Below are 26,993 nucleotides of genomic sequence, written 5' to 3'. Positions count from 1 at the left end.
CGGGAATTACTGGTAAGTAATGTTGAACGTGGCGGTGGTGTCCACGCTACCCGCGGTAGCGGTATCTGCAGTCTGGATATAGTCCGCAGAGAAGTTCAGGCTGTTGTTACCATCAATGAGGTTAACGGCCTGAGACGGGGTGCCAAGATCCAGCGTGGAACCGTCTTTGTCATAAATCTGAATACCCACGCCAGACGCGGAGCCTGCGCCAGCGGTGTTGTCCAGCACGCCGGGTTCACCCGCTGCAGCAGTACCGTCAAACGTAATTGAAGCCTGCTTAGAAACAGTAGAATCACAATCAGCCAGCGTAATCGCGAAAGGCGTTTTCTGATTAGCAACGGCATCTTTACCGGTCAGCTGGGCAAGGCGCACCTGGCCCAGGGTTACCACCTGGTTTACGGAATCGGAAGACACTGCGCAGGCTGCGTCAACAACAGAACCTTTGAACTCAACGGTGCCGCCCTGTACGGTGGAAGACGTTGCGCCGCTCGTTGCTGCTGATGCAGAAGCGATGCCTGCTGCCATGAGAACCGCTACTGCTAAACTTTTAACCATTACTGTTTTTTTCATAATTAAACTCGAAGTGCTTTTAGTTTATTTGGATTATTCCGTCGTTTGTCTCTTATCCATTAAATACGTTCGGATATGAGGATGTCCTTATCAACTCAAGACATATTGTTACTGACGTTTTTTTTGATTTGAAGCAAAAATAAGGTCCTACAAAGGACCCGGGAATTTGATGTGTTTTTCGAGTTTAAATTACGCGCACGGCAAAACGGTCCTGAAAAGGACCGAATGAAATTTTAGTAAGATATAATATTATATGCCTGGGATAACCCAGGGATATAGAGCGATTAATACGCTTCTGGCAGCTTCTGAATTGAGGTCAACTTTCCATTGTCAATGCTAATGAAGTCACCCTTGCGTAGTTCAGACAGTATTTTTAGCGTTCGGCTTCGCGACATCATCGTTCGGCGTTGAATAAAGTTCTGGACATTGATTTTTCGTCGGTACTCTTCTGGATAAGCCCACAGCTCAATTAAGAGTGAGCGAACCTTTCGATAAGAGTCTACGCCGACCAGCTCGTTTTCTCGTGCGCTCATGACCATCAGTCGATGGGCCAGAACGCGGGCGACGTCATGCCAAAGATCATATTCATCTGCTACCTTGACAAAATCATCCACCTTAACGAAATAGCCAGTGCAATCCGTTTCGGCACACAGCTTATGCTGTGGCCGTGCGGGAACGTCATAGTAAAGGCTATACCCGTCGATAAATCCAATTATGCTTTTTGCAAAGAAAGAATATATATGTAAATCATTTTCTTCATGGCAGATGGAACAGATCCCATCATCGAGAAGAATAATCCCGCTATTGTCTCTTTTAGGACTTAGGTTAAATACTTTTTCTGCCTCAAGAGAGAACGGCGAACTTACTGGTTTGAGATGAGCAAAAAGTGTCTCAATGGCCTTTAGCGGTTTTGTATCCTGAGAAAAACGATACGCATGCAATCCGTTGCCAGTGATGTCGAATGTGGAATTCATAAATGTTCCTGCAAGCAATAATCAATGACTGGCATTTTGGTCCGAGGTCCAAAAAGAGCCGCAATTATGCATCGGTAAGAATTTCATTCAACTCATATTATAAAACCTCAAGTTCACACGCAATTCATTGAGTAACGATTTGAATACAGGGGTGTAAAATTATTCATACGTAGGCATGGGGTTTTTACCAGGAATTTACTTATTTTCCATTAAGTTAAGTCATATTTTTCAGGTTGTTATAGCCTGGAGTATTCTTAAGCAATAAATGCTATTTTGGGGGGCGGCGGTGTTGTGTCTATTTGTATGTAAATTTTACCTGGCGGTCGAGAAGTCAATTTTCTCCCAATATTTTTCTTTAGATACCCCATTTAGCGTTTTGGTTTTTTTAGCAGAGATCTTGAGAATGGCTTCACGGGAGAAAATCCCCCTTCATAAGAAGGGGGAGGAATATCACGCCTCTTCCACGCTTATCCGCAGCGCCGCCAGCGCCTTACGCGCTGCCTTCAGCACCTGCTCACACTGTTCGATCGTCAGCGTCAGCGGCGGTTCGATGCGGATGGTTTTTGAGTTGTTGAGCGTTCCGGCCACCAGCACACGCTGGCGGAACATCTCGCTCGCGAAGGTGTAGCCGATTTCGTTATCGATAAACTCGATCGCCATCAGCATCCCTTTGCCGCGTGCCTCCTGCACCAGATCGGGATATTCCCGACCGAGCTGGCGGAAGCCGTCGAGCAGCATGTCGCCTTTCTGCTCCGCCTGCGCGGGCAGGTTTTGCTCCAGCAGCACGTTGATGGTCGCCAGCGCCGCCGCGCAGGCCAGCGGGTTTCCGCCGAAGGTGGTGGTGTGCAGGAACGGGTTGTCGAACAGCACCGAGAACACCTCTTCCGTCGCCACCGTCGCGCCGATCGGCATTACGCCGCCGCCGAGCGCTTTCGCCAGGCAGAGAATATCCGGCTGCACGTTCTCATGCTCGCAGGCGAACATCCTGCCGGTGCGGCCCATCCCGGTTTGCACTTCGTCCAGAATCAGCAGCGCGCCAAACTCATCGCACAGCTGGCGCACGGCGGGCAGGTAGCCCTGCGGAGGCAGGATCACGCCGCCTTCGCCCTGGATCGGCTCCAGGATAACCGCCGCCACGTCGTCACCGGTTTTACGGCATTCGCTGAGCGCGGTGCGCATGGCGTCAATATTGCCAAACGGCACGTGGCGGAAGCCCGGCAGCAGCGGCATAAACGGCTTGCGGAAGGTGGACTTGGCGGTTGCCGACAGCGCGCCCAGCGATTTCCCGTGGAACGCGCCGCTGGTGGCAATAAAGGTGAATTTGCCGCGCGGCGACTGGTACGCTTTGGCGAGCTTGATCGCCGCCTCGACCGACTCCGTGCCGCTGTTGCTAAAGAAGCTGTACTTCAGCTTGCCGGGCGTTAAGGCCGCCAGCGTTTTCGCGAGCATGGCGCGAAGCGGGTCGAGCAGCTCCTGGCTATGGAGAGGTTGTTTCGCAAGTTGATTCTGTACGGCGGAAACCACAGCTGGATTACGGTGCCCCACGTTGAAAATGCCAAAACCACCCAGGCAATCAATAAACTCCTGTCCCTGGGTGTCGACAAGCGTATTCAGGCTCCCCGCTTGCCACTCTACGGCTCCGTAATCCCCGCCGGCGGTAACAGATTTGCGATACTCCAGAAAACCAGGGTTCACATGCTCTTTAAAGTAGTCGATCACCTCTCGGTTAAGTTGTTTCATCTCCTCATGGTCAAGCGTTCGCTTCTCGATGAGATTCAGTGCGTGCGCGGTACAGGCAAGAGCCGAGGCGCTGGAAGGTAACCTGTTCAAAATATGCTCCCGGGGATCGCGTATCACATGATACTGAGTTAAGTATTGCAGGGATTACGCCACCTCAGCGCGGGCAGCGAAAATCGGGATAAACGCCTGGCTAATATAATCCTGCACAAAATTTAATCATGCCGGGTTCGCCGAAACGGCGTGAAGGGCCAGAAGAAAACGCCGCGGTTTTGTGGGAATTTCGCGCCATTGCCCCGGCGTGGTGCAAGGCGTGCCGCATCAGTGGGCGCTGGGAAAGGATGCTTTGGGAGTAGTTTCAGAATGAAAGTATTTAAAATCAATTAATTAAAAAGGCGTGCAAAAAGTGCGGTTTAACTGAAATTTGCGATCTCTATCGTGTTTAACAACTAAAGATAAATTCGTTATCGCCGAAAAAACAATAAACCACAAAATTAACATTCAAATAACCTGCAAGGAATGCCCGCATGTCCTCTTCATCCTGGGTCACACAGAACGAATATCCTCTGGACGCTGACACCACCTTAATGTCGACCACCGATCTCCACAGCTACATGACCCACACCAACGACACCTTTGTGCAAGTAAGCGGCTACTCGCTCCAGGAGCTGCTTGGCCAGCCGCACAATATGGTACGCCACCCCGACATGCCCAAAGCCGCGTTTGCCGACATGTGGTACACGCTGCAGCAGGGCGAGCCCTGGAGCGGGATCGTCAAAAACCGCCGCAAGAATGGCGACCACTACTGGGTGCGCGCGAACGCGGTGCCGATGGTGCGCAACGGCCAGATGACGGGATACATGTCGATTCGCACCAGAGCGACGGCAGAAGAGGTTGCCGCCGTAGAGCCGCTCTACAAGGCGCTGAATGAAGGTCGCTGCAAAAAGCGCATCCACAAAGGGCTGGTGGTGGGCAAAAGCTGGCTCGGCAAGCTGCCCGCCATGCCGCTGCGCTGGCGCGTTCGCGGCGTGATGGCGGTTCTCTTCCTGCTGCTGGCCGCCGCGCTGCTGGCCACCTCGGCGGGCTGGGCGGCGCTGGCGGCGAGCGCGGTTGCGGTGCTGGCGGGCACGCTTATCTTCGAGCAGCAGATTGTTCGCCCGGTGGAAAACGTGGCGCGCCAGGCGCTGAAGGTGGCAACGGGCGAGCGTAACAGCGTGCAGCATCTGAACCGCAGCGACGAGCTGGGGCTAACGCTCCGCGCGATCGGGCAGCTCGGGCTGATGTGCCGCTGGCTGATCAATGACGTCTCAAGCCAGGTGGTGAGCGTGCGCGACGGTAGCGACAGGCTGGCGCAGGGGAATGAAGATCTCAACGATCGCACGCGCCAGACCGTCAGCAACGTGCAGCAGACCGTGGCAACGATGAACCAGATGGCGGCCTCGGTACAAAGCAATTCGGCCACCGCCGCCGAGGTGGATAAGCTCTCCGTGGCCGCCAGCAGCGCGGCGACCGAGGGTGGAAATGCGATGCACACCGTGGTCAAAACGATGGACGACATTGCCGACAGCACGCAGCAGATTGGCTCTATTACCAAGCTTATCAACGACATTGCCTTCCAGACCAACATCCTGGCGCTGAACGCGGCGGTGGAGGCGGCCCGGGCGGGCGAGCAGGGCAAAGGCTTTGCCGTGGTCGCCGGTGAAGTGCGCCATCTTGCCAGCCGCAGCGCAAATGCCGCCAACGACATTCGCAGGCTGATCGATGCCAGCGCCAGCAAGGTGCAGTCCGGCTCTGAGCAGGTTCACGCCGCCGGCCGCACGATGGACGACATTGTCGAGCAGGTGAAAAACGTCACGCAGCTTATCGCCCAGATAAGCCATGCCACCTCCGAGCAGGCGACGGGGCTGTCCGAGCTGACGCGGGCCGTCGCCGAGCTGGACAGCATTACGCAGAAAAACGCCGATCTGGTGGAAGAGAGCGCACAGATCTCCGCCATGGTGAAGCACCGCGCGGGGCGTCTTGAGGACGCCGTGACCGTGCTGCATTAAGTTATTTTTGGATTTACACAGCCGTTTATTCCATTTGAGGGTAAACGGCTTTTTGTTTTTCTGAATAAGCCACCATGTTAAATAAATATTAAATAACTAAAAAAACGCCGGGTTTTTTATTCCTTCCTCAACGCTCAATCATTGGTGTTACAGAAAAAAACGATCAAAGTCATAAAGTTAGCGAATTCGTTACCGATAACGATGATCGTCTGAGAAATAATCACATCGATGGAGTATATATGTTCATACATGACGTAAGGATCGGCACGAAATTATTTCTGGCGTTTGGGTTCTTTATTGTTCTGATGGTGCTGAGCGCAAGCCTGTCTCTGATAAGCCTCAACCGGGCGAACGACGGAATGCAAACCATCCTTACCCGCGATTATCCGACAACGGTGAAAGCGAACCAGCTGATCGAAAACTTTCAGGAGTTTGTGAGCACCCAACAGCTGATGCTGCTGGACGAGCGGGGAACCTCTACCGCGCGGTCAGAGCAGCGGCTAAAAGAGATCAGCGAGCATATCACGCTGATCCTGGGCGATCTCAATAACGCCTTGCAGGATAAGCAGTCTCAGCAGGTGCTGGCGGATATCCGCGGCGTGCGCCAGCAGTATCTCGACTCCCGCTACCGAATTTTGCAGGCGGTTCAGCGCAACGACCGCGCCGCTGCCGTTGAGGAAATGACCACCACCACGCTGGGCCTCCAGCAGGCCTACAAGGCGAAAGTGCAGGAGCTGATTGCGATTCAAAACGGCGAGATGCAAAGCGCGGGCGCGCAGGTCGACGGCGATTTCAAATCCAACCGCATGCTGCTGATCCTCATTACGCTCTTCAGCGTGGCGGCGGGCAGCCTGATGGGCTGGTACATCGTGCGTTCCATCACCCGTCCGCTGGGCGAGGCGGTGCATTTTGCCGAAGCCATCGCGGACGGTGATTTAACGGCCAGCATCACGCCACACGGCAAGGATGAAACCGGCCTGCTGCTGCACGCGTTGATGGAGATGAAAACGCGCCTGCTGGAGATCGTACAGCAGGTGCAGACCGGCTCGGAGAACATTTCCAGCGCGGCCGCCCAGATTGTGGCGGGCAACCAGGATCTCGCCGCGCGCACCGAGGAGCAGGCCAGCTCGGTAGAGCAAACGGCGGCGTCGATGGAGCAGATTACCGCGACGGTGAAAAACACCGCCTCCCACACCGGCGAAGCAACGCTTCTTTCCGCCGACGCGGCGGCCGCCGTGAAAAACAACGGCGAGATGATGAAGCAGGTGACCAGCAAAATGCGCCTGATCAACGATACGTCTAACCGGATGTCCGACATTATCGACCTGATCGACGCCATTGCCTTCCAGACCAATATTCTGGCGCTGAACGCGGCGGTAGAAGCGGCACGCGCCGGGGAGCATGGCCGGGGCTTTGCCGTAGTGGCTGGAGAAGTGCGCCAGCTGGCGCAGAAGAGCGCGTCGTCCGCCAGCGAAATCCGCCAGCTGATTGAGAGCTCGACCAGCCAGACGCAGGACGGGATGAACCTGGTGGAGAAAGCCAGCGGCTTAATCAACGGCATGGTCGGCAACGTGGAGGAGATGGACGTGATACTTCGCGAGATCCGCCAGGCCAGCCATGAGCAGACGGAAGGGATATCGCAAATTAACAGCGCGATTGGCCTGATTGACTCGACTACCCAGCAGAACTCCGCGCTGGTGGAGGAGTCCGTCGCGGCGGCGGCATCGCTTAACGATCAGGCGATGCACCTCAAGGCGCTGGTCAACGTGTTCCGCGTGGGCGAACGCGCGCTGGCCTAATCCAGCTGGGAGATCTCCAGCGCCGCGCGGTCGATAACGCCCACGATCTGCTTAAGCTGCGCGTCGCTGAGCTCTCCCTGATTGACCTTCAGGTCCAGCACCGCTTTGAAGTTGTCCAAAGCCCGCTTCATCTGCGGGTTTTTGCGCAGCTGGAACCCGACGCAGCGCGCGCTGATTCGCGCGTGAATGCTCTCCATCTGTTCCTGATTCTCATCGAGCCAGCGCTGCCCGGCAACGGTGATCGCGATCTTCCTGCGGCCATTTTCCTCTTCGGTGATGGTGATAAAGGCCTGATCCTGTAGAAAATCCAGGGTGGGATAGATCACGCCGGGGCTCGGGGTGTAGTTCCCTTGCGTCAGGTTCTCAATCTCTTTGATCAGCTCATAGCCGTGGCTCGCGCTGCGGGTCAGTAGTTCCAGAATGACCAGCCGTAACTCGCCGTGACCAAAGAGGCGCTGTCGGCGTCCGCCGTGTTCGTGTCGCATGGTATCTCTCTAAATTGATATATCTAAAGTGTATCTAAGATATATTTAGATGCAAGCTAAAAGATCTTGCATTTTGCGTTATTAGCAATCATTATCATTTAAAACGCAATTTAGATATATCGAATTCACAGCATGAAGGCATAAAAATGACGACTACCCGTTACCCACAGCGCGTTCGTAACGACCTGCGCTTTCGCGAGCTAAACGTCCTGCGCGTTGAGCGCGTCTGCGCGGGCTTTCAGCGCATTGTCCTCGGCGGCGAGGCGCTGGAGGGCTTTAGCTCCCGCGGCTTTGACGACCACACCAAAGTCTTTTTCCCCGCGCCGGGCGCGACCTTTGTGCCGCCCGTCGTCACGGAGGAAGGTATCGACTGGGGCGAGGGCGTACGCCCGCAGTCGCGCGACTATACGCCGCTCTACGATGAGGTTAACCACGAGCTGGCGCTCGACTTCTTCATTCACGACGGCGGCATTGCCAGCAGCTGGGCGCTGAAGGCGAAAGCGGGCGACAGGCTGACCATCGGCGGGCCGCGCGGTTCGCTGGTGGTGCCGGAAGATTACGCCTGGCAGCTGTACGTGTGCGACGAGTCCGGCATGCCCGCGCTGCGCCGTCGGCTGGAGGGGATCGCTAAGCTGCCGGTACGCCCGGAGATACATGCGGTTGTGAGCGTGGCGGACGGATCCTGTCAGGATTATCTCGCTCACCTGAGCGCGTTCAACATCACGTGGGTTGTGGGCCACAGCGAGCAGGCGATAGCAGACCATCTGGCCGCGCTTACCGTTCCGCAAGAGGATTACTTTATCTGGCTGACCGGGGAGGGGAAGGTGGTAAAAAACCTGAGCCGGATGTTTGAAACCGACGCAATTGACCCGCAGCTGGTGCGTGCCAGCGCGTACTGGCACGCCAAATAACTACGCCGCCGAGTCCAGCTGCGCTTCGCTCACCTGATTTTCGAGCGAGGCGCGGACCTCGTTCAGCGCTTTCTCCTGCTGGGCAAAGTAGGCTTCCATATTGCTCAGCGAGGAGACCAGCAGCCACGACTCCTCTTTTTCCAGCTCGGCCAGCTCGTTCACCAGCGTGTTGATTTGCTCGCGCACCTGATCCATTTTTTTGCGGATGCGCGCCAGATCGTTCAGCCTGTCGCTCGCCATCAGCGGCTCGAATCCCTGCTGCAGGCGGGCGACAAGCGAGCGAATGGCTTTTACATCCCCACGCTGTTTGGCCTGGTTGAGCTGGACCATCATCGCGTTGGCCTCTTCCTTCAGGTCGTCCGCGACCAGATCCGGATGGCACAGCTTGCTCGCCTGCCGCCAGAGGCGCTTCAGCTCGTTCCTGTCCTCTTCCGACAGATTTTTCCCTTTACGCAGGCGCACTTCGGCATCGTGATGCTGTTCGCGGTATTTCTCATACTCGTCGTTGGCCTCGTCGCGCGCCTGGCGCGCCGGCTCTTCCTCACGCGTCAGCCCGTTCTCCAGCTCCAGCGCTTCGGCCAGCAGGTTCGCGATCAGGTTACTTTGCTGCTGCAGGTGCTTACGCGCGTCGGCGGCCTGCACGGAATCCGCGGGTAACTCGCGCCAGCGCTGGGTCAGCGTGTTCAGCACCTCCACCGCCTGCGCCATATAGCGCTGGCAGCGGCGGTAGTCCTCTTCCCGACGCTGCGCTTCGGCCCGCTGACGGCGCAGGTTCAGCTCCGCCAGCGTTTTGCGAAGCCCGAGGATCTGCTGCATCAGCGGCCCGAGGCGGGCGAAGTAGAGATCGTTAAATTCATCAAGCTGCTGCACGCGCGCGTTGCGGCGGTCAATCAGCTCCCGCAGCCGCTCCTCCAGCGCCTTTAGCTCAAGCTTGCTGGCCGCCACCTGCGGGTCGCGCCATGGCGTAACGGCGCGCTGGCCCTGCAGCCAGGCAATAATGGCCGCGAGCGCGTCGGTGTAGCGCTTATGCTCAAGCGCGGCGACGATTGCCCTTAGCTCGTCGTCAAACGCTTCATTCTTCAGGCGCGCGAGCTGGCTCTGGGTGATGTCGTCATCCTCCAGCTCGATGGCATTTTTGATGATCTCTAGCCGTTTGATCGGTGTGCTCATGATGCCTTTCGCTTTTGACGCTTAAGTCGTTGAGTAAAGGTTAGTTGTTGAGAACGCTACAGGAAATAATACACACGGATGATGATCGGCGCGACGGGGGATTTCTTTAGCTGTTTTTGGTGGGGGGAGAAAGGGGAGCGGTGTGTGAGGAGCAATCGTGTGGCAAGCAAAAAAGCAAAAGGGCCGGAAATTTCTCTCCAGCCCTTGCTGTATCTGGTGGCCCCTGCTGGACTTGAACCAGCGACCAATCGATTATGAGTTCCTATAATAATAACCAAAAATCAATGGTTTACGTTATTTGTCATTGACATAGTTTGCATCTGTTTGCCAATGATTACCCATCATTCGCCATTTCCACCGCCATTTTATCGCCACTCAATCTGAACTAATCCATCATGGTAGGTAACGCTGCATTAGTTAAGTTAATTATTATAGTGGTCTGTATAAACTTGAACCAATTTTCCAGTAACATATTTATGATCAAGTGATACCTCACTCATTATACTTATGCAGTTTCTTAATAAAAAGTTTTTCCCGTCTCTATTTTCAAAGTTATGTTCTTCATAGATTTCATTGAAGAACTTACCAAACAACCCCCACTTAGATAGAATTGTATTATAGTGTTGTTTATGAGGTTTGAATCTATGCATGATCTCATTTCTGCTTTCTATAATTCTATCTAGCTCTGAAATTTTTGGGTTGTAAATAGCATGAAGATGTCCATTCTCAGTTTCAGAAATACCATAAAAATCTATTATTGTATTTTTTAATTTCTTGCCTAGTATGGAACTCGTGATAATTGACGCCGTTTTGTCATTGGTTATTTTCAAAAAGTCCTTTTTATCACGAATTAATTTGCAAAGAAAATAATGGTTGTTGGAAAAAAGAGCACCCAGATACTCTCGTGATAGTGAATCAAGATATGAACATAGTGTTCTAGCAAATGAGTGTAAGATAATGTTTTGCTTTTTAAGTTCATTAGGCTTGCCTTTTAAAATATCAAGTATCTCGATGATCTCAGCATAATCAACTTCAAGCAATTCTATATCTCTTGTGTAAACATCAATGATTCCGCTGTCTATAGCTGTGGTGTATCCATACTCAGTAATAAAATTCTCTAAAATGGATTCTTTACAAGCTTCAAGAATTAAGTCGCTCTCGGCAGGGATTTTCTTTTTTTCAAAGGCTAGCTCTATAAAATCAAATAAATCCCCTGCGCTTATATTATGTTTTTCCTCAAGAGAGTCTGAGTAGTAGTAGTTGGAATTAATGTTGCTGAATGTTAGAAGTTCATTTAGACCATCTGGCAAGTATTTTATTTCTTTGAACTCATGAAGTTGATTTATGATATTGAGGTTAATGATAGTCGATATGATTAAATTTAAAGAAGCGTTTATTTTATCATTAATATCTATTTCGTTATCATCAAAGTCTATAACTAACATGCGATTTCATCCTTAATGGTAAGGCAAGTCAATGGGTTGAGTTTTACCGCGTCTTCTAAATGATCTGGGGCAAAATGCGCATATCGCATCGTCATTTTTATATCAGTGTGACCAAGTATTCGCTGCAAGACCAAAATATTACCACCATTCATCATAAAGTGACTGGCGAAGGTGTGGCGCAAAACATGGGTAAGCTGTCCTGCCGGTAGCTCGATACCTGTTCTTTCCAGAGCTGACCGGAACGCCCCATAACAATCACTAAACAACCGACCTTTTTTATCATCGGGCAGAGACTCGTAGAGCTCTTTGCTAATTGGAACGGTACGGTTTTTTCTGCCTTTCGTGTTGATGTATGTGATTTTGTATTTCGCGAGCTGGCTTTTACTCAGGCTCTCGGCCTCAGACCACCGTGCGCCAGTGGCTAGACAAATTCTTACCACGGTTTCTAAATCAGGGTGGTCATGCCGTTTGCACTCATCAAGCAGTAGCGAAATCTGATCGTGAGTTAGCCAGGCCATTTCCATTTCTTCCGTGCAGAAAGGGCGCATATTTTTCAGCGGATTTTCACCCTTCCACTCACCGAGGCGATTGAGCTCATTGAACACCGCCCGGAAGTAGGCCAGCTCAAGATTAAGCATGCGGGGCGAAACCTCTTTAACCCTATTTGATCGGGCATACTCACCTTTTAATCGCTTCTCTCGGTAGCGTGAAAACATTTGAGCATCGAAATCGCGTGCGAGTAGTTCGCCCATACACTCAAAAGCATGGTGCATGGCTAACTGGCTTTTCAAGCCGTCTTTCAGCGTAATGCCATGAGCGCTATACCATGAATCAACCAGCTCTTTTAACGTGCGCATGTCTTCCTTTTCTTCCTACCTCGGGTTATGAACGGTGTACTGCTCAAACGCCAGAGCCTCGCCCTTGTAGCGAATTTCTTTCTGATACGTTTGCCTTTTGCACCGTTTAGGTAGAGCTCACAAATCCAACCGCTAGCCGGATTTTTACGGACAGTCATCGATTAACCTCGCTGTATACACCCGCTACACGGCCAATCGTTTTTATCTCTTCTATCCCGCACTCAAACGGCACTTTGCCACCCGCAACGTGTAACTTTTTACCCGGTCGGAGCGTCAATTCTCTGATGCTGGTAGCCCCCTCAATATCAACCAAAGTCCATCAGAAAGTAAGTTTTTTATGACCTCAACAAATTGGCAGTAAAAAATCCACCGCCATTCTATCGCCACTCGAATATGAGATAACAAAAAGGCCACTCGCGAGAGTGGCCTAACTGTATGTTTTTACATATTAAATTTGGTGGCCCCTGCTGGACTTGAACCAGCGACCAAGCGATTATGAGTCGCCTGCTCTAACCACTGAGCTAAGGGGCCGTGGCGGTGAATTATAGAGTAACTCCCCGCTGCAATCCAGCCATTCAAACCTGCCTGCTGTTTTTATAAACAACGCATAATCAATCCTTTATACTTCTATAACGATGTATAGAGCGGAGTAGTCATGATCAACGATATTCTCGCCCCCGGGCTGCGGGTGGTGTTTTGCGGTATCAATCCGGGTAAGTCCTCGGCGCATACGGGTTTTCACTTCGCCCATCCGGGCAATCGCTTCTGGAAGGTTATCCACCAGGCGGGGTTTACCGACAGGCTGCTGAAGCCGGAAGAGGAACAGCATCTGCTGGACACGCGCTGTGGGATCACCATGCTGGTCGAACGCCCCACGGTGCAGGCCAGCGAGGTAAATCTGCACGAGCTGCGTAGCGGCGGGCGCGAGCTGATTAAGAAGATTGAAGACTATCAGCCGGCAGCGCTGGCGATTCTGGGGAAACAGGCTTACGAGCAGGCGTTTAGCCAGCGCGGCGCGATGTGGGGAAAGCAGAGCATCACAATTGGCGTCACGCAGGTGTGGGTGCTGCCTAACCCGAGCGGACTGAACAGGGCGACGCTGGACAAGCTGGTGGAGGCATATCGCGAGCTGGATGAAGCGCTGGTGGTGCGCGGGCTTTAGCGGCCTCTGCGGTCTGATGCCCTCACCCTGGCCCTCTCCCACAGGGAGAGGGGCTAAGCAAAAAAAAGCTCCCCGAAGGGAGCTTTTTCACAATGCCGGACGGATTAGTCGTCCAGGAAGCTACGCAGCACTTCAGAGCGGCTTGGATGGCGCAGCTTGCGCAGCGCCTTCGCTTCGATCTGACGGATACGTTCGCGGGTTACGTCGAACTGTTTACCCACTTCTTCCAGCGTGTGGTCGGTGTTCATATCGATACCAAAACGCATACGCAGGACTTTCGCTTCACGGGCGGTCAGGCCAGCCAGTACGTCGTGCGTGGCGGCACGCAGGCTCTCGGTGGTCGCAGAGTCCAGCGGCAGCTCGAGGGTGGTATCCTCGATGAAATCACCCAGATGCGAATCTTCATCGTCGCCGATTGGCGTTTCCATGGAGATTGGCTCTTTGGCGATCTTCAGCACTTTGCGGATCTTGTCTTCCGGCATCAGCATGCGCTCGGCCAGCTCTTCCGGCGTTGGCTCACGACCCATCTCCTGCAGCATCTGGCGGGAGATACGGTTGAGCTTGTTGATGGTCTCAATCATATGCACCGGAATACGGATGGTGCGCGCCTGATCCGCGATAGAGCGGGTAATTGCCTGACGGATCCACCAGGTTGCATAGGTGGAGAACTTGTAGCCGCGACGGTATTCGAACTTATCTACCGCCTTCATCAGGCCGATGTTGCCTTCCTGAATCAGATCCAGGAACTGCAGGCCGCGGTTGGTGTATTTTTTAGCGATAGAGATAACCAGACGCAGGTTCGCTTCAACCATCTCTTTCTTCGCGCGGCGGGCTTTCGCTTCACCGATGGACATGCGACGGTTGATGTCTTTTACCTGCTCGATGGTCAGGCCGGTCTCTTCTTCGATCTGCTGCAGCTTCATCAGGCCGCGCTGCACGTCTTCTTTAACATCGTGCAGTTTTTCAGACCACGGCTTGTTCATCGCGATAGCGGCGTTGAACCAGGTTTCGCTGGTTTCATTGCCGGTGAAGAGCGTAATGAAGTTCTTCTTCGGCATTTTGCACTGCTCAACGCACAGCTTCATGATGATGCGTTCCTGGGTACGCACGCGATCCATCATCACGCGCATGCTGTTCACCAGGTAGTCGAACTGCTTTGGCACCAGGCGGAACTGCTTGAACACTTCAGACAGCTTCAGGATCTGTTCCTGAGCGGCAGCGTGGCTGCGGCCTTTCGCCTTGATGGTGTCGCGGGCCAGCTCATACTGGGTACGCAGCTCAGCAAACTTCTCGCGCGCCAGTTCAGGATCGATGCTGTTGTCGTCATCGCTGCTGTCGTCGTCTTCTTCTTCATCTTCGTCTTCGTCGTCATCCATCTCTTCCTGAGACAGCTCGGAACCGACGTGAGTGGCGGTTGGCGCCAGGTCTTCTTCAGCGTTCGGATCGACGAAACCGGTGATCAGATCGGACAGGCGAGCTTCTTCAGCCTCAACGCGGTCGTACTGCTCCAGCAGATAGGTGATGGCTTCAGGGTATTCGGCAACGGAGCACTGAACCTGGTTGATACCGTCTTCAATGCGTTTTGCGATGTCGATTTCGCCTTCGCGGGTCAACAGCTCAACGGTACCCATTTCGCGCATGTACATGCGGACCGGATCGGTGGTACGCCCGATTTCAGACTCAACGCTGGAAAGTACCTGCGCAGCGGCTTCTTCAGCATCTTCATCAGTGCTGTTGGAGTTTTCAGCCAGCAACAGATCATCGGCATCAGGTGCTTCTTCCATCACCTGAATGCCCATGTCATTGATCATTTGGATGATATCTTCGATCTGATCTGAATCGACGATATCTTCCGGCAGATGGTCATTGACCTCGGCATAGGTCAGATAGCCTTGCTCCTTACCGCGTTGGACAAGAAGTTTCAGCTGTGACTGCGGGTTTTGCTCCATAAGACGGTATCCACACTTAATTCGTTTGATTGGTGTTGACGATGGGGCTGCCAACCTTTAAAGCGAGGGCGTACTTATATTTTTGCCGCTGCCTCTCAGTGCGGCTGCCGGGGGCTTCCCGATCGATATTCGGCACTTAAGCCGTTAAATTCTTTTGTCTTTGACTTATTTTCTTGCCAGTTCCTGGTTAATCATCCAGAGTTCCCGGCGCTCTTCGCTGCTTAAACCGTGTGTGCGCTCGCGAGCTATCAACTCTTCCTGGCGCAGCTCAAGCATCGAATCAAACATATGGTTGAGTGAGTCGGTGAAGGTTTTTTCTGCGATATCCTTATCTGCTATATCGTCCCACATCGACAGTTTTTCAAGGGTTGCGGCCTCTTTTGTGCCGCGATAGTGCTCTAAAAGCTGTCCGGTCGTCAGGCCTGGCTGCGATAAACAGGTATTCACCAGCTCTGAAAACAGGCTCAGACCAGGCAGCTTTTCGTGGTTCAAACCCGCCAGCGAGGGCACTTGCGGCGCAAGTTCCGGGTTTTGTACCAATAATCCTATCAGTATACGCATGGTTGTGCGTTTTAGCTGTGGCGCGGGGCGAACCGCACCGTTTTCAGCCTGTTTAGGCATTAAACGTTCAAGCTGACTGTCATCGAGAATGCCGAGCTTGTTGCCTAGCTCCTGACGCAGATAGATGCGCAGCGTCTCTCCGGGAACCTGGCTGATTAACGGCAGCGCCAGCGTACTGAGCTGAGCGCGCCCGTCAGGAGTGCTCAAATCAACCTGCGGCATCAGGCTGTTAAACAAAAACGTGGAGAGCGGCTGCGCCTGCTCCATCCGCGCTTCGAACGCCGCTTTGCCCTCTTTACGTACCAGCGTATCCGGGTCTTCACCATCGGGCAGGAACATAAAACGCAGCTGACGTCCGTCGGTCATATACGGCAGCGCCGTTTCCAGCGCGCGCCAGGCGGCGTCGCGCCCCGCGCGGTCACCGTCGTAACAGCAGATGACGTTGTTCGTCACTCTGAACAGCAGCTGGATATGGTCGGCGGTCGTAGACGTGCCTAACGACGCAACCGCGTAGTTAATGTCGTACTGCGCCAGCGCGACGACGTCCATATAGCCTTCGACGACCAAAAGGCGCGGAGGTTCCGCATTATCCTGCTGAGCTTCATAAAGCCCGTAAAGCTGGCGGCCTTTATGGAAAATATCGGTTTCCGGGGAGTTGAGGTACTTCGGCATGCCGTCACCCAGCACGCGACCACCAAAACCAATCACCCGGCCACGCTTGTCGCGGATTGGGAACATCACCCGTTCGCGGAAGCGGTCGTAGCTTCGTCCCTGGTCGTTGGTGACCAGCATGCCCGCATCGATAAGCGATTTACGATCTTCGCTATTGCCGCCAAAACGCTTTAACACGTTGTCCCAGCCGGGAGGGGCGTAACCAATAGCGAAACGCGCAATCACATCGTCGCTCAGTCCGCGCTTTGTCAGATACTGACGCGCAGGCTCAGCAGCAGCGTGCTTAAGAGACTGTTGGTAAAACGAATTAAGACCGTCCATCAGCTGGTACAGCGTTTGCCGTTGATGGCGCTCGATCTGGCTTGGCCCACTGCCTGCTTCATACGGCACTTCGAGATTGTGCATCGCCGCCAGCTCTTCGACGGTCTCAACGAACTCGAGCTTGTCGTAGTTCATCAGGAAATCGACCGCGTTACCGTGGGCGCCACAGCCGAAGCAGTGGTAAAACTGTTTTTCACCGTTTACGGTGAAAGAGGGGGTTTTTTCGTTATGGAACGGACAGCACGCATGGTAGTTCTTGCCCTGCTTTTTTAGCTTTACCCGCGCGTCGATGAGATCGACGATATCGGTTCTGGCCAGCAGGTCATTGATAAATACGCGTGGGATTCTTCCGGCCATATGCCCCAAAAATTTAAGCGACTTATAAACGAAAACAAGCCGCGCATTCCTTCCGGAAGCACGGCCTTACGACTACTACTCTGTCTGTCAATTGAGAGCGCGTGCTCTCAACAGATTAGTACAGACGAGTACGGCGTGCGTTTTCGCGAGCCAGTTTCTTCGCGTGACGTTTCACTGCAGAAGCTTTAGCGCGCTTACGTTCGGTCGTTGGTTTTTCATAAAACTCACGACGACGAACTTCAGCCAGAACACCTGCTTTCTCGCATGAACGTTTGAAGCGACGCAGTGCTACGTCGAACGGCTCGTTTTCACGTACTTTAATTACCGGCATGTAACTCTCACCTTTAATAAATTCGGTTTGCCGCTGGCATCAGCGCCAGCTTATTTCAAAATGGTGCGGAATTTTACTGCAAATGCTGCTGCTTTGTAAAGCACCGATGCGATTTTGAAATGAGACTTTTATAAGGAGGAGGAGTATACACGAGCGGATGTCCTGGGGCGAACAAAGTTTTACATCAACCCGCATTGGCCCTACACTGCGCGGTATTGAAACGAGGTAAAACAAGTCATGCGTGTACTGGGTATTGAAACATCCTGCGATGAAACCGGCATCGCTATTTTTGACGATGAAAAAGGGCTTCTGGCCAACCAACTGTATAGTCAGGTGAAATTGCACGCTGACTACGGCGGCGTTGTGCCCGAGCTGGCCTCTCGTGACCACGTGCGTAAAACGGTTCCTCTGATCCAGGCGGCGCTGAAAGAGGCTGGATTAACGTCCAACGATATTGATGCGGTGGCCTATACCGCAGGGCCGGGCCTGGTCGGCGCGCTGCTGGTCGGCGCGACGGTGGGCCGCTCGCTGGCGTTCGCGTGGGATGTTCCCGCCATTCCTGTGCATCATATGGAAGGGCACCTTCTGGCCCCGATGCTGGAAGATAATCCGCCTGCGTTCCCGTTTGTGGCGCTGCTGGTTTCCGGCGGCCATACCCAGCTGATTAGCGTGACGGGCATTGGTAAGTACGAGCTGCTGGGCGAGTCGATTGACGACGCCGCGGGTGAAGCGTTCGACAAAACCGCCAAGCTGCTGGGGCTGGATTATCCCGGTGGGCCGATGCTGTCCAAAATGGCCTCTCAGGGGACGGCAGGGCGCTTCGTATTCCCGCGACCGATGACCGACCGCCCGGGGCTGGACTTCAGCTTCTCCGGCCTGAAAACCTTTGCCGCCAACACCATTCGTAATAATGACGATAGCGAGCAAACCCGAGCGGACATCGCTCGTGCGTTCGAAGATGCGGTGGTGGACACGCTGATGATCAAGTGCAAGCGCGCGCTGGATCAAACCGGCTTCAAACGTTTGGTAATGGCGGGCGGCGTGAGCGCTAACCGCACGCTGCGCGCGAAGCTTGCGGAGATGATGCAAAAGCGTCGTGGGGAAGTGTTCTACGCGCGTCCGGAATTTTGTACCGATAACGGGGCGATGATTGCCTATGCGGGCATGGTGCGTATGAACGCGGGAGCAACGGCAGACCTGAGCGTCTCCGTTCGTCCGCGCTGGCCGCTGGCGGAACTGCCGGAGGCGTAAATCAGGAGGAGCCGTTTTTCGGCTCTTTTTTCTTTCTCTTCAGCTTCGTCCAGATTTTGGTCTCCTGGCGGCGCCACAGCCGCTGAATATTATCGTGGTGGCGCAGCAGGATCAGGCAGGACAGCATCGACACCGGGAAGGTGAACTGAGGCTTAAACCACCAGACGTAAAACGGCGCGATCAGCGCGCTGACGATGGCGCCCAGCGAGGAGTAGCCGCTAAGAAGGATGGTGAGCAGCCAGGTGCCCGCCATCACGCCCGTCAAATCCCAGCCGATAGGGGCAATGGCGCCAAATGCCGTCGCGACGCCTTTTCCGCCTTTGAAACCGAAGAATACGGGCCAGATATGGCCGACGCAGGCGGCGATAGCAATCAGCCCGAGCCAGAACGGCGTGACGCCGAGCGCATAGGCACCCCAGACGGGAAGCATTCCTTTCAGCACATCGAAAATCAAAACCGCTACGGCTGCTCCCTTGCCGCCAATTCGTAATACGTTGGTCGCTCCCGGATTCCCGGAACCGCTTTCGCGCGGGTCAGGCAACCCGGCAATGCGGCAGACCAGAATGGCGCTGGAGATTGAGCCGCAAAGGTAGGCGAGGAGTATCATTCCAGGCGCGATTGCACTCATAACGCTGTTCCATTTTGAAAAGGTATCGGTATTCTCGGCATCTGTGGATAATACGCATAATTCGCCGGGAGTGGTATCCGGTTTAGCCAAAAAGCAGGCAGGTCGTGATGGATATTGTATTTATAGAGCAACTTTCGGTAATCGCCACCATTGGTGTTTACGACTGGGAACAGACCATTGAGCAGAAGCTGGTGTTCGATATCGAAATGGGCTGGGATAACCGCGCGTCAGCGAAAAGCGATGATGTGAAGGACTGTCTGAGCTATGCCGACATCAGCGAAGCGGTCGTCGGCCATGTGGAAGGGCAGCGTTTTGCGCTGGTTGAGCGCGTTGCGGAAGAGGTGGCCGAGCTGCTGCTGAACAAGTTTAACTCGCCGTGGGTGCGCATCAAGCTGAGCAAACCGGGAGCGGTGGCGCGCGCGGCCAACGTTGGGGTCATAATTGAGCGTGGCACAAATCTGAAAGGTAAGATTTAACGTCATAATTGCTAAACCATTTTCGGTTAAACAGGTCTTAACGCTGTATCTTTCACGGAAGCCGTTGTGGCGACCGTTTTTTATATCTTTTTAGGGGTTTATAGATGAGCGATATGCACTCGCTGCTGGTGGCGGCAATACTGGGTGTGGTCGAAGGATTGACGGAGTTTTTACCGGTTTCCAGTACGGGCCATATGATTATCGTTGGCCATCTGCTGGGCTTTGAGGGTGATACCGCAAAGACGTTTGAAGTGGTGATTCAGCTTGGTTCTATCCTGGCAGTTGTCGTGATGTTCTGGCGCCGTCTGTTTGGTTTGATTGGCATCCATTTTGGCCGTTTGCCGCAGCGTGAAGGGGAAGGCACGGGCCGCCTGACGCTGATCCACATCCTGCTCGGGATGATCCCGGCGGTGGTGCTGGGGCTGGTGTTCCACGACGTCATCAAATCGCTTTTCAACCCGATTAACGTTATGTACGCGCTGGTGGTCGGCGGTTTCCTGCTGATTGCGGCAGAGCTGCTAAAGCCGAAAACGCCGCGCGCGGAAGGGCTGGACGACATGACCTATCGTCAGGCCTTCATGATCGGCTGCTTCCAGTGTCTGGCGCTGTGGCCGGGCTTTTCTCGTTCGGGCGCAACGATTTCCGGCGGGATGCTGATGGGCGTGAGCCGCTACGCGGCGTCTGAGTTCTCGTTCCTGCTGGCGGTGCCGATGATGATGGGCGCGACCGTGCTGGACCTCTATAAGAGCTACCACTTCCTGACCGCAGGCGATATTCCGATGTTCGCGGTGGGCTTTATCACCGCCTTTATCGTGGCGCTGATTGCCATCAAAACCTTCCTGCAGCTGATTAAGCGGATCTCGTTCATTCCGTTCGCGATCTACCGCTTTATCGTCGCTGCCGCAGTGTACGTGGTCTTCTTCTGATAACCGATTGCCCTCAGTCCTTCGGCTGAGGGCAGCGCTGTTCCTTCCACGCGGCTACCGCATCAATTCGTCGCTTCGTCATCTCTTCCCGAATTTCTGGCCCTTTGAAACCCGCCTCCACCACGTCCTTCGTCGGCACCGCTTTGGCCACTTCCCATGCTTCGCGGAGCAGGCGCCCCTGCGGATAATCGCTGGCTTCAAACCCGGTGCGCCCGCGCACGTCGGCCTCGCTGGTCAGCGCGATTTGCTCCACGCGCTGCGGCTTGCGCCAGGCGTCGATGTTGTCGAACAGCCTGACGATGGTCGCCGGTTTCAGGATCGGGAAGGTGTGGATTAGATCGTGGAACTCGGCCACCAGCTTTGCCAGATCGCGGATCTCGTTCGGCACCCGCAGGCGCTGGCAAAGCCCTTCAACCAGCTTTACGCCCGCCGGGCCGTGGCCGTGGTGGCGCGGCCAGAATTCTTTCGGCGTTAAGCCTTTGCCGAGATCGTGACACAGAGTGGAAAAACGCACGTCGACGTCCGGGCTAAGCATGGCGGCCATGCTTAGCGTCATCAGCGTGTGAACGCCGGTGTCGATTTCGGGGTGCCACTTTGCCGGAGCGGGTACGCCAAACAGCGCGTCCACTTCCGGGAACAGCACCTTCAGCGCGCCGCAGTCGCGCAGCACCTGAAAGAAGACCTGCGGGTTGCGCGTAGTCAGCGCGTTTTCCGTCTCTTTCCACACGCGCTCCGGCGTCAGATGTTCCAGCTCGCCCGCGTCGGTCATGGCGGTCATCAGCGCCATCGTTTCGTCCGCGATGCGGAAGCTCAGGTGGGCGTAGCGGGCGGCAAAACGCGCCACGCGCAGCACGCGCAGCGGATCTTCGGAAAACGCGGGGGAGACGTGGCGCAGAATACGGTCGCGCAGATCGTTCTGCCCGCCGTAGGCGTCAATGATGTGGCCGTCCTCGTCCTGCGCCAGCGCGTTAACGGTGAGGTCGCGGCGCAGCAAATCCTGCTCCAGCGTGACGTCCGGCGCGGCATAGCAGGTAAAGCCGGTGTAGCCCGAGCCTGATTTACGCTCGGTGCGCGCCAGGGCGTACTCTTCGCGGCTTTGCGGATGAAGAAACACGGGAAAATCGCGGCCTACCTGCTGGTAGCCCGCGTTAAGCATCTCTTCTGGCGTGGCGCCGACCACGACCCAATCCTTATCTTTGACCGGCAGACCTAACAACGCATCACGAACCGCACCACCGACCAGATAACTCTTCACGCCTGATTCTCCCGTTTTCTCTTTTCCAGAATGATACGTAAGTCTGGCAGAGAAGACGAATTAGTTCATCCAGCGGTCTTTGCGCTTGCGGCTTGGGATCAGCATAGGCAGCACCAGACCCAGCACCAGGCCAACGCCCAGCACGCCGCCGCCGTACATGAACCACTGCATGATGATGGTGCGCTGTTTGTCGTCAAGCTGGAGATTGGCCGCGTTCACTTTCTTCTGCGCGACGATCAGCTCGTTCTTCAGCTTCTGGTTTTCTTCCTTCAGGCCGTTGATCACGCTGTCGCTCTGCGCCACCTTTTGCTGCATTTCTGCGGTGCGCTGGTTCCACGTGCCGTCAATGTTGTTCAGCTTATCGGTCAGGGTTTTCACCTGGTTTTCCAGATCCGGCACGCGGGTGCGCAGGCTAGGCACGTTGCTCAGCTCTTTCATGGGGATCCAGGAGGTGCGGCCGGTGCTGTCGCGAACCTGGCCGTAGTTGGTGTCCGCGTTGGTTTGTAACAGAGTCACTTCCTCGCCGGCGTTTACTGTGCCCACGAGGCGATAATTGTCTCCAGGGCCGCTGCGGACCCAGGTATTCAGTTCATCAGAAACGTAACGCTTCTCTTCAGCGTGGACCGTGGTTGCGGCGCTAAAAGCGAGGAAAGTCAGTCCAATCAGGCGTAATTTAAGCATATTAGTCGTTATTTTCATAGAAAGTGGAACGATAGTAGTGGCATCAGTGTCGCTACGCAAAGGATTCATCATCAATCGGAATCATCTGTGTCCTGATTTCCACTGCTTTAAACTTTTAAGTCCGTCAAAATGCGCATTGCGTGGCAATTTGTCGCAAAATACTATGTACTGACAAACAAATGGCGAGGAAGTTCGCCTTCATTGACGCGTCTGTGACGCACGCAAAAGTACAAGACTATGGCTCAAGAAATCGAATTAAAGTTTATCGTCGAAAAAGACAGCGTGGACGCGCTGCGTCAGCATATCAATACGTTTTCCGGCGAACATCATGAACCGGTACAGCTCCTCAACATCTATTACGAAACGCCGGACAACTGGCTGCGCCGCCACGATATGGGGCTGCGCGTCCGCGGCGCGAGCGGACGTTATGAGATGACGATGAAAATTGCCGGTCGCGTGGTCGGCGGTTTGCATCAGCGTCCGGAATACAATATCGACATCAGTAAGCCAGAACTTGAGCTGGAACGCTTCCCGGCAGAGGTTTGGCCTGAAGGTGAGCTGCCTTCAGCGCTCGCGGAACAGGTGCAGCCGCTGTTCAGCACCGATTTCTGGCGCGAAAAATGGCAGGTAACGGAAGGAAAAAGCCGCATCGAAATTGCGCTGGACCAGGGCGAAGTCAAAGCGGGTGAAAGCCAGGAGCCGATCTGCGAGCTGGAGCTTGAGCTTCTGGAAGGCGATGTGAACGACGTGCTGAAGCTGGCGCGCCGCCTGGTGAGCCAGTCCGGCCTGCGTCAGGGCAGCCTGAGCAAAGCCGCTCGCGGCTATCATCTGGCCGCCGGGGATGCACCGCGCGCGCTGAAAGAGACGACCATTTTGCACGCTGCGCCGAAGGCCAGCGTTGAACAGGGCATGGAGGCGGCGCTCGAGCTGGCGCTTTTCCAGTGGCTGTATCATGAAGAGCTGTGGGCGCGTAACGTGAAAAACGCGAAGACCCACGTGCTGGCGGCAATGGGGCTGGTCCGCCATACCCTGATGCTGTTCGGCGGCATCGTTCCTCGCAAAGCGAGTGCTCACTTACGTGACCTGCTGACGCAAACCGAAGCGCTGCTGCTCTCCGATGTCTCCGCCCAAACGGCGATTTATAGCGCACAAGGCGCGGCGGCAAAGCTGGCGTTGACCGAGTTCCTGGTTACCCGCGGCTGGCGCCCGTTCCTGGACGCGAAGGCGCAGGCCAAAATCAGCGAATCGTTCAAGCGCTTCGCGGATATCCATCTGTCTCGCCATGCGGCCGAGCTGAAAACGACCTTTGCGCACCCGCTGGGCGACCAGTATGGCGATCAGCTCCCTCGCCTGGCGCGCAATATCGACAGTATGCTGCTGCTGTCCGGGGCGTATGACGGCGCCGGGGCGCAGGCCTGGATCGAGAACTGGCAGGGGCTAAAGCACGCCATCGAAACTCGCCAGCACATTGAAATTGAGCATTTCCGAAACGAGGCTATTTCGCAGGAGCCGTTCTGGCTGCACAGCGGAAAACGTTAACTCTGGCAAGGAACCCCAAACATGCCGCTCTCTTCACAGCTACAGCAGCAGTGGCAGACCGTCTGCGAACGTCTGCCTGAATCTTTACCGGCGTCATCCCTGAGTGAGCAGGCTAAGTGTGTGCTCACTTTTAGTGATTTTGTGCAGGAAAGCGTAACGGCGAATCCTGGCTGGCTGACGGAGCTGGAAAGCGCGCCGCCGCGGGCCGACGAGTGGAGGCATTACGACAGCTGGCTGCAGGCCGCGCTGGCGGACGTGTCCGACGAAGCCGCGCTGATGCGCGCGCTGCGCCAGTTTCGCCGCCGGATCATGGTGCGCATCGCGTGGGCGCAGTCGCTGGCGCTGGTGGACGAAGAGAGCACGCTGCAGCAGCTGAGCGCGCTGGCGCAAACGCTGATTATTGCCGCGCGAGACTGGCTGTACGCCGCCTGCTGTCGAGAGTGGGGAACGCCGTGCAGCGAAGACGGGGTTCCGCAGCCGCTGCTGATTCTGGGAATGGGGAAGCTGGGGGGCTGCGAGCTTAACTTCTCTTCCGATATCGATCTGATTTTTGCCTGGCCGGAGAAGGGCTCTACGCGCGGCGGTCGCCGCGAGCTGGACAATGCCCAGTTCTTTACCCGCCTCGGCCAGCGCCTGATTAAAGCCCTGGACCAGCCGACGCAGGACGGCTTCGTCTATCGCGTGGATATGCGCCTGCGTCCGTTTGGCGACAGCGGCCCGCTGGTGCTGAGCTTTGCGGCGCTGGAGGACTACTATCAGGAGCAGGGTCGCGACTGGGAGCGATACGCGATGGTCAAAGCGCGGATCATGGGCGACAGCGACGATGCCTACGCCAACGAGCTGCGCGCCATGCTGCGCCCGTTCGTGTTCCGCCGCTACATCGACTTTAGCGTCATCCAGTCTCTGCGTAATATGAAAGGAATGATCGCCCGCGAGGTGCGCCGCCGAGGACTGAAGGACAACATCAAGCTCGGCGCGGGCGGCATCCGCGAAATTGAATTTATCGTTCAGGTTTTCCAGCTGATCCGCGGCGGACGCGAGCCGTCTCTGCAGTCCCGCTCGCTGCTGCCGACGCTGGCGGCCATTGAACAGCTGCACCTGCTGCCGGAAGGCGACGCGGCAACGCTTCGCGAGGCCTACCTGTTCCTGCGCCGTCTGGAAAACCTGCTGCAAAGCATTAACGACGAGCAAACGCAAACCCTGCCGGGCGACGATCTTAACCGGGCGCGCCTGGCCTGGGGCATGCGCGTGGACGACTGGGCGGCGTTGACCGAAAAGCTGGATGCCCATATGGCGGGCGTGCGACGCATCTTTAACGACCTGATCGGCGACGATGAAAGCGAGTCTCAGGAGGATGCGCTCTCCGAGCACTGGCGCGAGCTGTGGCAGGATGCGCTCCAGGAAGATGACACCACGCCGGTGCTGGCGCACTTGAGCGATGACGATCGTCACCGCGTGGTGGCGCTGATTGCCGATTTCCGGCTTGAGCTGAACAAGCGCGCCATTGGTCCGCGCGGACGGCAGGTGCTCGATCACCTGATGCCGCACCTGCTGAGCGACGTATGCTCGCGGGCGGACGCGCCGATACCGCTGTCGCGCATGATGCCGCTGCTGAGCGGGATCATCACCCGCACCACGTATCTGGAACTCTTGAGCGAGTTTCCGGGCGCGCTCAAGCACCTGATTACGCTCTGCGCGGCCTCGCCGATGGTGGCGAACAAGCTGGCGCGCTATCCGCTGCTGCTGGATGAGCTGCTCGACCCGAATACACTGTATCAGCCGACGGCAACCGACGCCTACCGCGACGAGCTGCGCCAGTATCTGCTGCGCGTGCCGGAAGAGGATGAAGAGCAGCAGCTGGAGGCGCTGCGCCAGTTTAAGCAGGCACAGATGCTGCGCGTGGCGGCGGCGGATATCGCCGGCACGCTGCCGGTGATGAAGGTCAGCGATCACTTAACCTGGCTGGCGGAAGCGATGATTGATGCGGTGGTGCATCAGGCCTGGGTTCAGATGGTGGCGCGCTATGGCCAGCCGAAACACCTCGCTGAGCGCGAAGGCCGCGGCTTCGCGGTGGTGGGCTACGGTAAGCTCGGCGGCTGGGAGCTGGGCTACAGCTCCGATCTGGACCTAATCTTCCTGCACGACTGCCCGGTGGACGTGATGACCGACGGCGAGCGTGAAATCGACGGGCGTCAGTTCTACCTGCGCCTGGCGCAGCGCATTATGCACCTGTTCAGCACCCGCACTTCGTCGGGCATTTTGTACGAAGTGGATGCGCGCCTGCGCCCGTCCGGCGCGGCGGGGATGCTGGTAACGTCGACGGAGTCGTTCGCGGATTATCAGAAGAATGAGGCCTGGACGTGGGAGCATCAGGCGCTGGTGCGCGCCCGCGTGGTGTACGGCGACCCGCAGCTGAAAACGCAGTTTGATGCCATTCGCAAGGAGGTGATGATGACCCCGCGCGACGGCAGTACGCTGCAAACCGACGTGCGCGAGATGCGCGAAAAAATGCGCGCGCACCTCGGCAATAAGCATCGCGATCGCTTTGATATCAAGGCCGACGAGGGCGGCATCACGGATATTGAGTTTATTACCCAGTATCTGGTGCTGCGCCACGCCCACGACAGGCCGAAGCTGACGCGGTGGTCGGATAACGTGCGCATTCTGGAACTGCTGGCGCAAAACGACATTATGGACGAGCAGGAGGCGCAGGCCTTAACCCGCGCCTACACCACGCTGCGCGATGAACTTCATCACCTGGCGTTGCAGGAGCAGCCGGGACATGTCGCGCTGGATTGTTTTGCCGCAGAGCGCACCCAGGTGACGGCAAGCTGGCAGAAATGGCTGGTGGAGCCGTGCGTAACAAATCAAGTGTGATATTATCGCGC

General features: G+C 55.4%; 21 protein-coding genes, 2 tRNA genes and 2 pseudogenes. 9 read left to right on the top strand and 16 right to left on the bottom strand.

Annotation, left to right across the window (positions count from 1 at the left end):
• Positions 1-6 precede the first annotated feature (6 nt).
• From V1599_RS21455 to ygjG, 3 genes are all read right to left on the bottom strand, one after another.
• Positions 7-570 carry a fimbrial protein gene (locus tag V1599_RS21455; protein WP_112010810.1) on the bottom strand — a complete coding sequence of 188 codons (564 nt, stop codon included), beginning with the start codon at positions 568-570 and terminating at the stop codon, positions 7-9.
• A gap of 284 nt (positions 571-854) precedes the next feature.
• Complete coding sequence (locus tag V1599_RS21450) at positions 855-1,544, bottom strand: helix-turn-helix domain-containing protein (RefSeq protein WP_395300821.1); 690 nt, start codon at positions 1,542-1,544, stop codon at positions 855-857.
• Positions 1,545-1,994: 450 nt separating this feature from the next.
• Positions 1,995-3,374: a putrescine aminotransferase gene (gene ygjG / locus V1599_RS21445; protein WP_395300820.1), complete on the bottom strand. Its 1,380-nt coding sequence runs from the start codon at positions 3,372-3,374 to the stop codon at positions 1,995-1,997.
• Positions 3,375-3,808: 434 nt separating this feature from the next.
• Here ygjG and V1599_RS21440 point away from each other — a divergent pair, with 434 nt between their 5' ends.
• A complete protein-coding gene (locus V1599_RS21440) occupies positions 3,809-5,329 on the top strand; it encodes a PAS domain-containing methyl-accepting chemotaxis protein (RefSeq protein ID WP_112010807.1) in 1,521 nt (506 codons plus the stop codon).
• A 239-nt stretch (positions 5,330-5,568) separates the two neighbouring features.
• Positions 5,569-7,128, top strand: coding sequence for a methyl-accepting chemotaxis protein (locus V1599_RS21435; RefSeq protein ID WP_395300819.1), 1,560 nt, complete (start codon positions 5,569-5,571; stop codon positions 7,126-7,128).
• Here the strand turns inward: V1599_RS21435 and V1599_RS21430 are convergent.
• Positions 7,125-7,613, bottom strand: coding sequence for a PadR family transcriptional regulator (locus V1599_RS21430; RefSeq protein ID WP_297116353.1), 489 nt, complete (start codon positions 7,611-7,613; stop codon positions 7,125-7,127). The genes V1599_RS21435 and V1599_RS21430 overlap by 4 nt on opposite strands.
• 146 nt (positions 7,614-7,759) lie before the next feature.
• On the opposite strand from V1599_RS21430, the gene V1599_RS21425 reads away from it, so the two are divergent.
• Positions 7,760-8,524, top strand: a complete 765-nt coding sequence (locus tag V1599_RS21425; protein WP_395300818.1) for a siderophore-interacting protein — start codon at positions 7,760-7,762, stop codon at positions 8,522-8,524.
• Here V1599_RS21425 and V1599_RS21420 read toward each other — a convergent pair whose 3' ends face one another.
• The 6 genes and pseudogenes from V1599_RS21420 to V1599_RS21395 all read right to left on the bottom strand — a co-directional run bounded on the left by V1599_RS21420 (position 8,525) and on the right by V1599_RS21395 (position 12,527).
• Positions 8,525-9,694, bottom strand: coding sequence for a DNA repair protein (locus V1599_RS21420; protein WP_395300817.1), 1,170 nt, complete (start codon positions 9,692-9,694; stop codon positions 8,525-8,527).
• A 214-nt stretch (positions 9,695-9,908) separates the two neighbouring features.
• Positions 9,909-10,056 (bottom strand) — tRNA-OTHER (locus V1599_RS21415).
• A 60-nt stretch (positions 10,057-10,116) separates the two neighbouring features.
• Entirely contained in the window at positions 10,117-11,139 is a 1,023-nt protein-coding gene (locus tag V1599_RS21410) for a hypothetical protein (protein WP_395300816.1), read from the bottom strand.
• A pseudogene (locus V1599_RS21405) lies at positions 11,133-12,154 on the bottom strand (tyrosine-type recombinase/integrase). The gene V1599_RS21410 and the pseudogene V1599_RS21405 overlap by 7 nt, the downstream one beginning before the upstream one ends.
• Positions 12,151-12,309 (bottom strand): annotated as a pseudogene (locus V1599_RS21400) (Repressor protein CI); the annotation flags it as partial. The pseudogenes V1599_RS21405 and V1599_RS21400, both read right to left, overlap by 4 nt.
• A gap of 142 nt (positions 12,310-12,451) precedes the next feature.
• Positions 12,452-12,527: transfer RNA gene (locus V1599_RS21395), tRNA-Ile, on the bottom strand.
• Positions 12,528-12,651: 124 nt separating this feature from the next.
• On the opposite strand from V1599_RS21395, the gene mug reads away from it, so the two are divergent.
• Complete coding sequence (gene mug / locus V1599_RS21390; RefSeq protein WP_112010800.1) at positions 12,652-13,158, top strand: G/U mismatch-specific DNA glycosylase; 507 nt, start codon at positions 12,652-12,654, stop codon at positions 13,156-13,158.
• Positions 13,159-13,262: 104 nt separating this feature from the next.
• Here the strand turns inward: mug and rpoD are convergent, their stop codons facing one another.
• From rpoD to rpsU, 3 genes are all read right to left on the bottom strand, one after another.
• Positions 13,263-15,107: an RNA polymerase sigma factor RpoD gene (gene rpoD, locus V1599_RS21385; protein WP_112010799.1), complete on the bottom strand. Its 1,845-nt coding sequence runs from the start codon at positions 15,105-15,107 to the stop codon at positions 13,263-13,265.
• 165 nt (positions 15,108-15,272) lie between these two features.
• Positions 15,273-17,018 carry a DNA primase gene (gene dnaG, locus V1599_RS21380; protein ID WP_297116336.1) on the bottom strand — a complete coding sequence of 582 codons (1,746 nt, stop codon included), beginning with the start codon at positions 17,016-17,018 and terminating at the stop codon, positions 15,273-15,275.
• 115 nt (positions 17,019-17,133) lie between these two features.
• Positions 17,134-17,349 (bottom strand): 30S ribosomal protein S21, encoded by a 216-nt coding sequence (gene rpsU, locus V1599_RS21375; protein WP_001144069.1) that lies wholly within the window; start codon positions 17,347-17,349, stop codon positions 17,134-17,136.
• Positions 17,350-17,586: 237 nt separating this feature from the next.
• Here rpsU and tsaD point away from each other — a divergent pair, with 237 nt between their 5' ends.
• Positions 17,587-18,600 (top strand): tRNA (adenosine(37)-N6)-threonylcarbamoyltransferase complex transferase subunit TsaD, encoded by a 1,014-nt coding sequence (gene tsaD / locus V1599_RS21370; RefSeq protein WP_112010796.1) that lies wholly within the window; start codon positions 17,587-17,589, stop codon positions 18,598-18,600.
• 1 nt (position 18,601) lies between these two features.
• Here tsaD and plsY read toward each other — a convergent pair whose 3' ends face one another.
• Positions 18,602-19,228 (bottom strand): glycerol-3-phosphate 1-O-acyltransferase PlsY, encoded by a 627-nt coding sequence (gene plsY / locus V1599_RS21365; RefSeq protein ID WP_006178600.1) that lies wholly within the window; start codon positions 19,226-19,228, stop codon positions 18,602-18,604.
• Positions 19,229-19,335: 107 nt separating this feature from the next.
• Here plsY and folB point away from each other — a divergent pair, with 107 nt between their 5' ends.
• Together folB and bacA are read left to right on the top strand one after the other, a co-directional pair.
• On the top strand, positions 19,336-19,704 hold the full coding sequence (gene folB / locus V1599_RS21360; RefSeq protein ID WP_112010795.1) for a bifunctional dihydroneopterin aldolase/7,8-dihydroneopterin epimerase: 369 nt from the start codon (positions 19,336-19,338) through the stop codon (positions 19,702-19,704).
• Between the two features lie 104 nt (positions 19,705-19,808).
• The gene (gene bacA / locus V1599_RS21355; protein WP_112010794.1) at positions 19,809-20,630 is read left to right on the top strand and encodes an undecaprenyl-diphosphate phosphatase; all 822 of its coding nucleotides are present in this window, start codon (positions 19,809-19,811) and stop codon (positions 20,628-20,630) included.
• A gap of 13 nt (positions 20,631-20,643) precedes the next feature.
• Here the strand turns inward: bacA and V1599_RS21350 are convergent, their stop codons facing one another.
• Both V1599_RS21350 and V1599_RS21345 read right to left on the bottom strand, forming a co-directional pair.
• The gene (locus V1599_RS21350) at positions 20,644-21,885 is read right to left on the bottom strand and encodes a multifunctional CCA addition/repair protein (protein ID WP_112010793.1); all 1,242 of its coding nucleotides are present in this window, start codon (positions 21,883-21,885) and stop codon (positions 20,644-20,646) included.
• Between the two features lie 60 nt (positions 21,886-21,945).
• A complete protein-coding gene (locus tag V1599_RS21345) occupies positions 21,946-22,566 on the bottom strand; it encodes a TIGR04211 family SH3 domain-containing protein (protein ID WP_112010792.1) in 621 nt (206 codons plus the stop codon).
• Between the two features lie 237 nt (positions 22,567-22,803).
• On the opposite strand from V1599_RS21345, the gene V1599_RS21340 reads away from it, so the two are divergent.
• A complete protein-coding gene (locus tag V1599_RS21340; protein ID WP_395300815.1) occupies positions 22,804-24,105 on the top strand; it encodes an inorganic triphosphatase in 1,302 nt (433 codons plus the stop codon).
• A gap of 21 nt (positions 24,106-24,126) precedes the next feature.
• Entirely contained in the window at positions 24,127-26,982 is a 2,856-nt protein-coding gene (gene glnE, locus V1599_RS21335; RefSeq protein ID WP_395300814.1) for a bifunctional [glutamate--ammonia ligase]-adenylyl-L-tyrosine phosphorylase/[glutamate--ammonia-ligase] adenylyltransferase, read from the top strand.
• Positions 26,983-26,993 lie beyond the last annotated feature (11 nt).

This window comes from Enterobacter sp. ECC-175 (assembly GCF_043968675.1).
In the GTDB taxonomy this organism is placed as follows: Bacteria; Pseudomonadota; Gammaproteobacteria; order Enterobacterales; family Enterobacteriaceae; genus Enterobacter.
The sequence above is the reverse complement of the archived record's forward strand: the minus strand, read 5'-3'. Positions and strand labels throughout refer to the sequence as shown.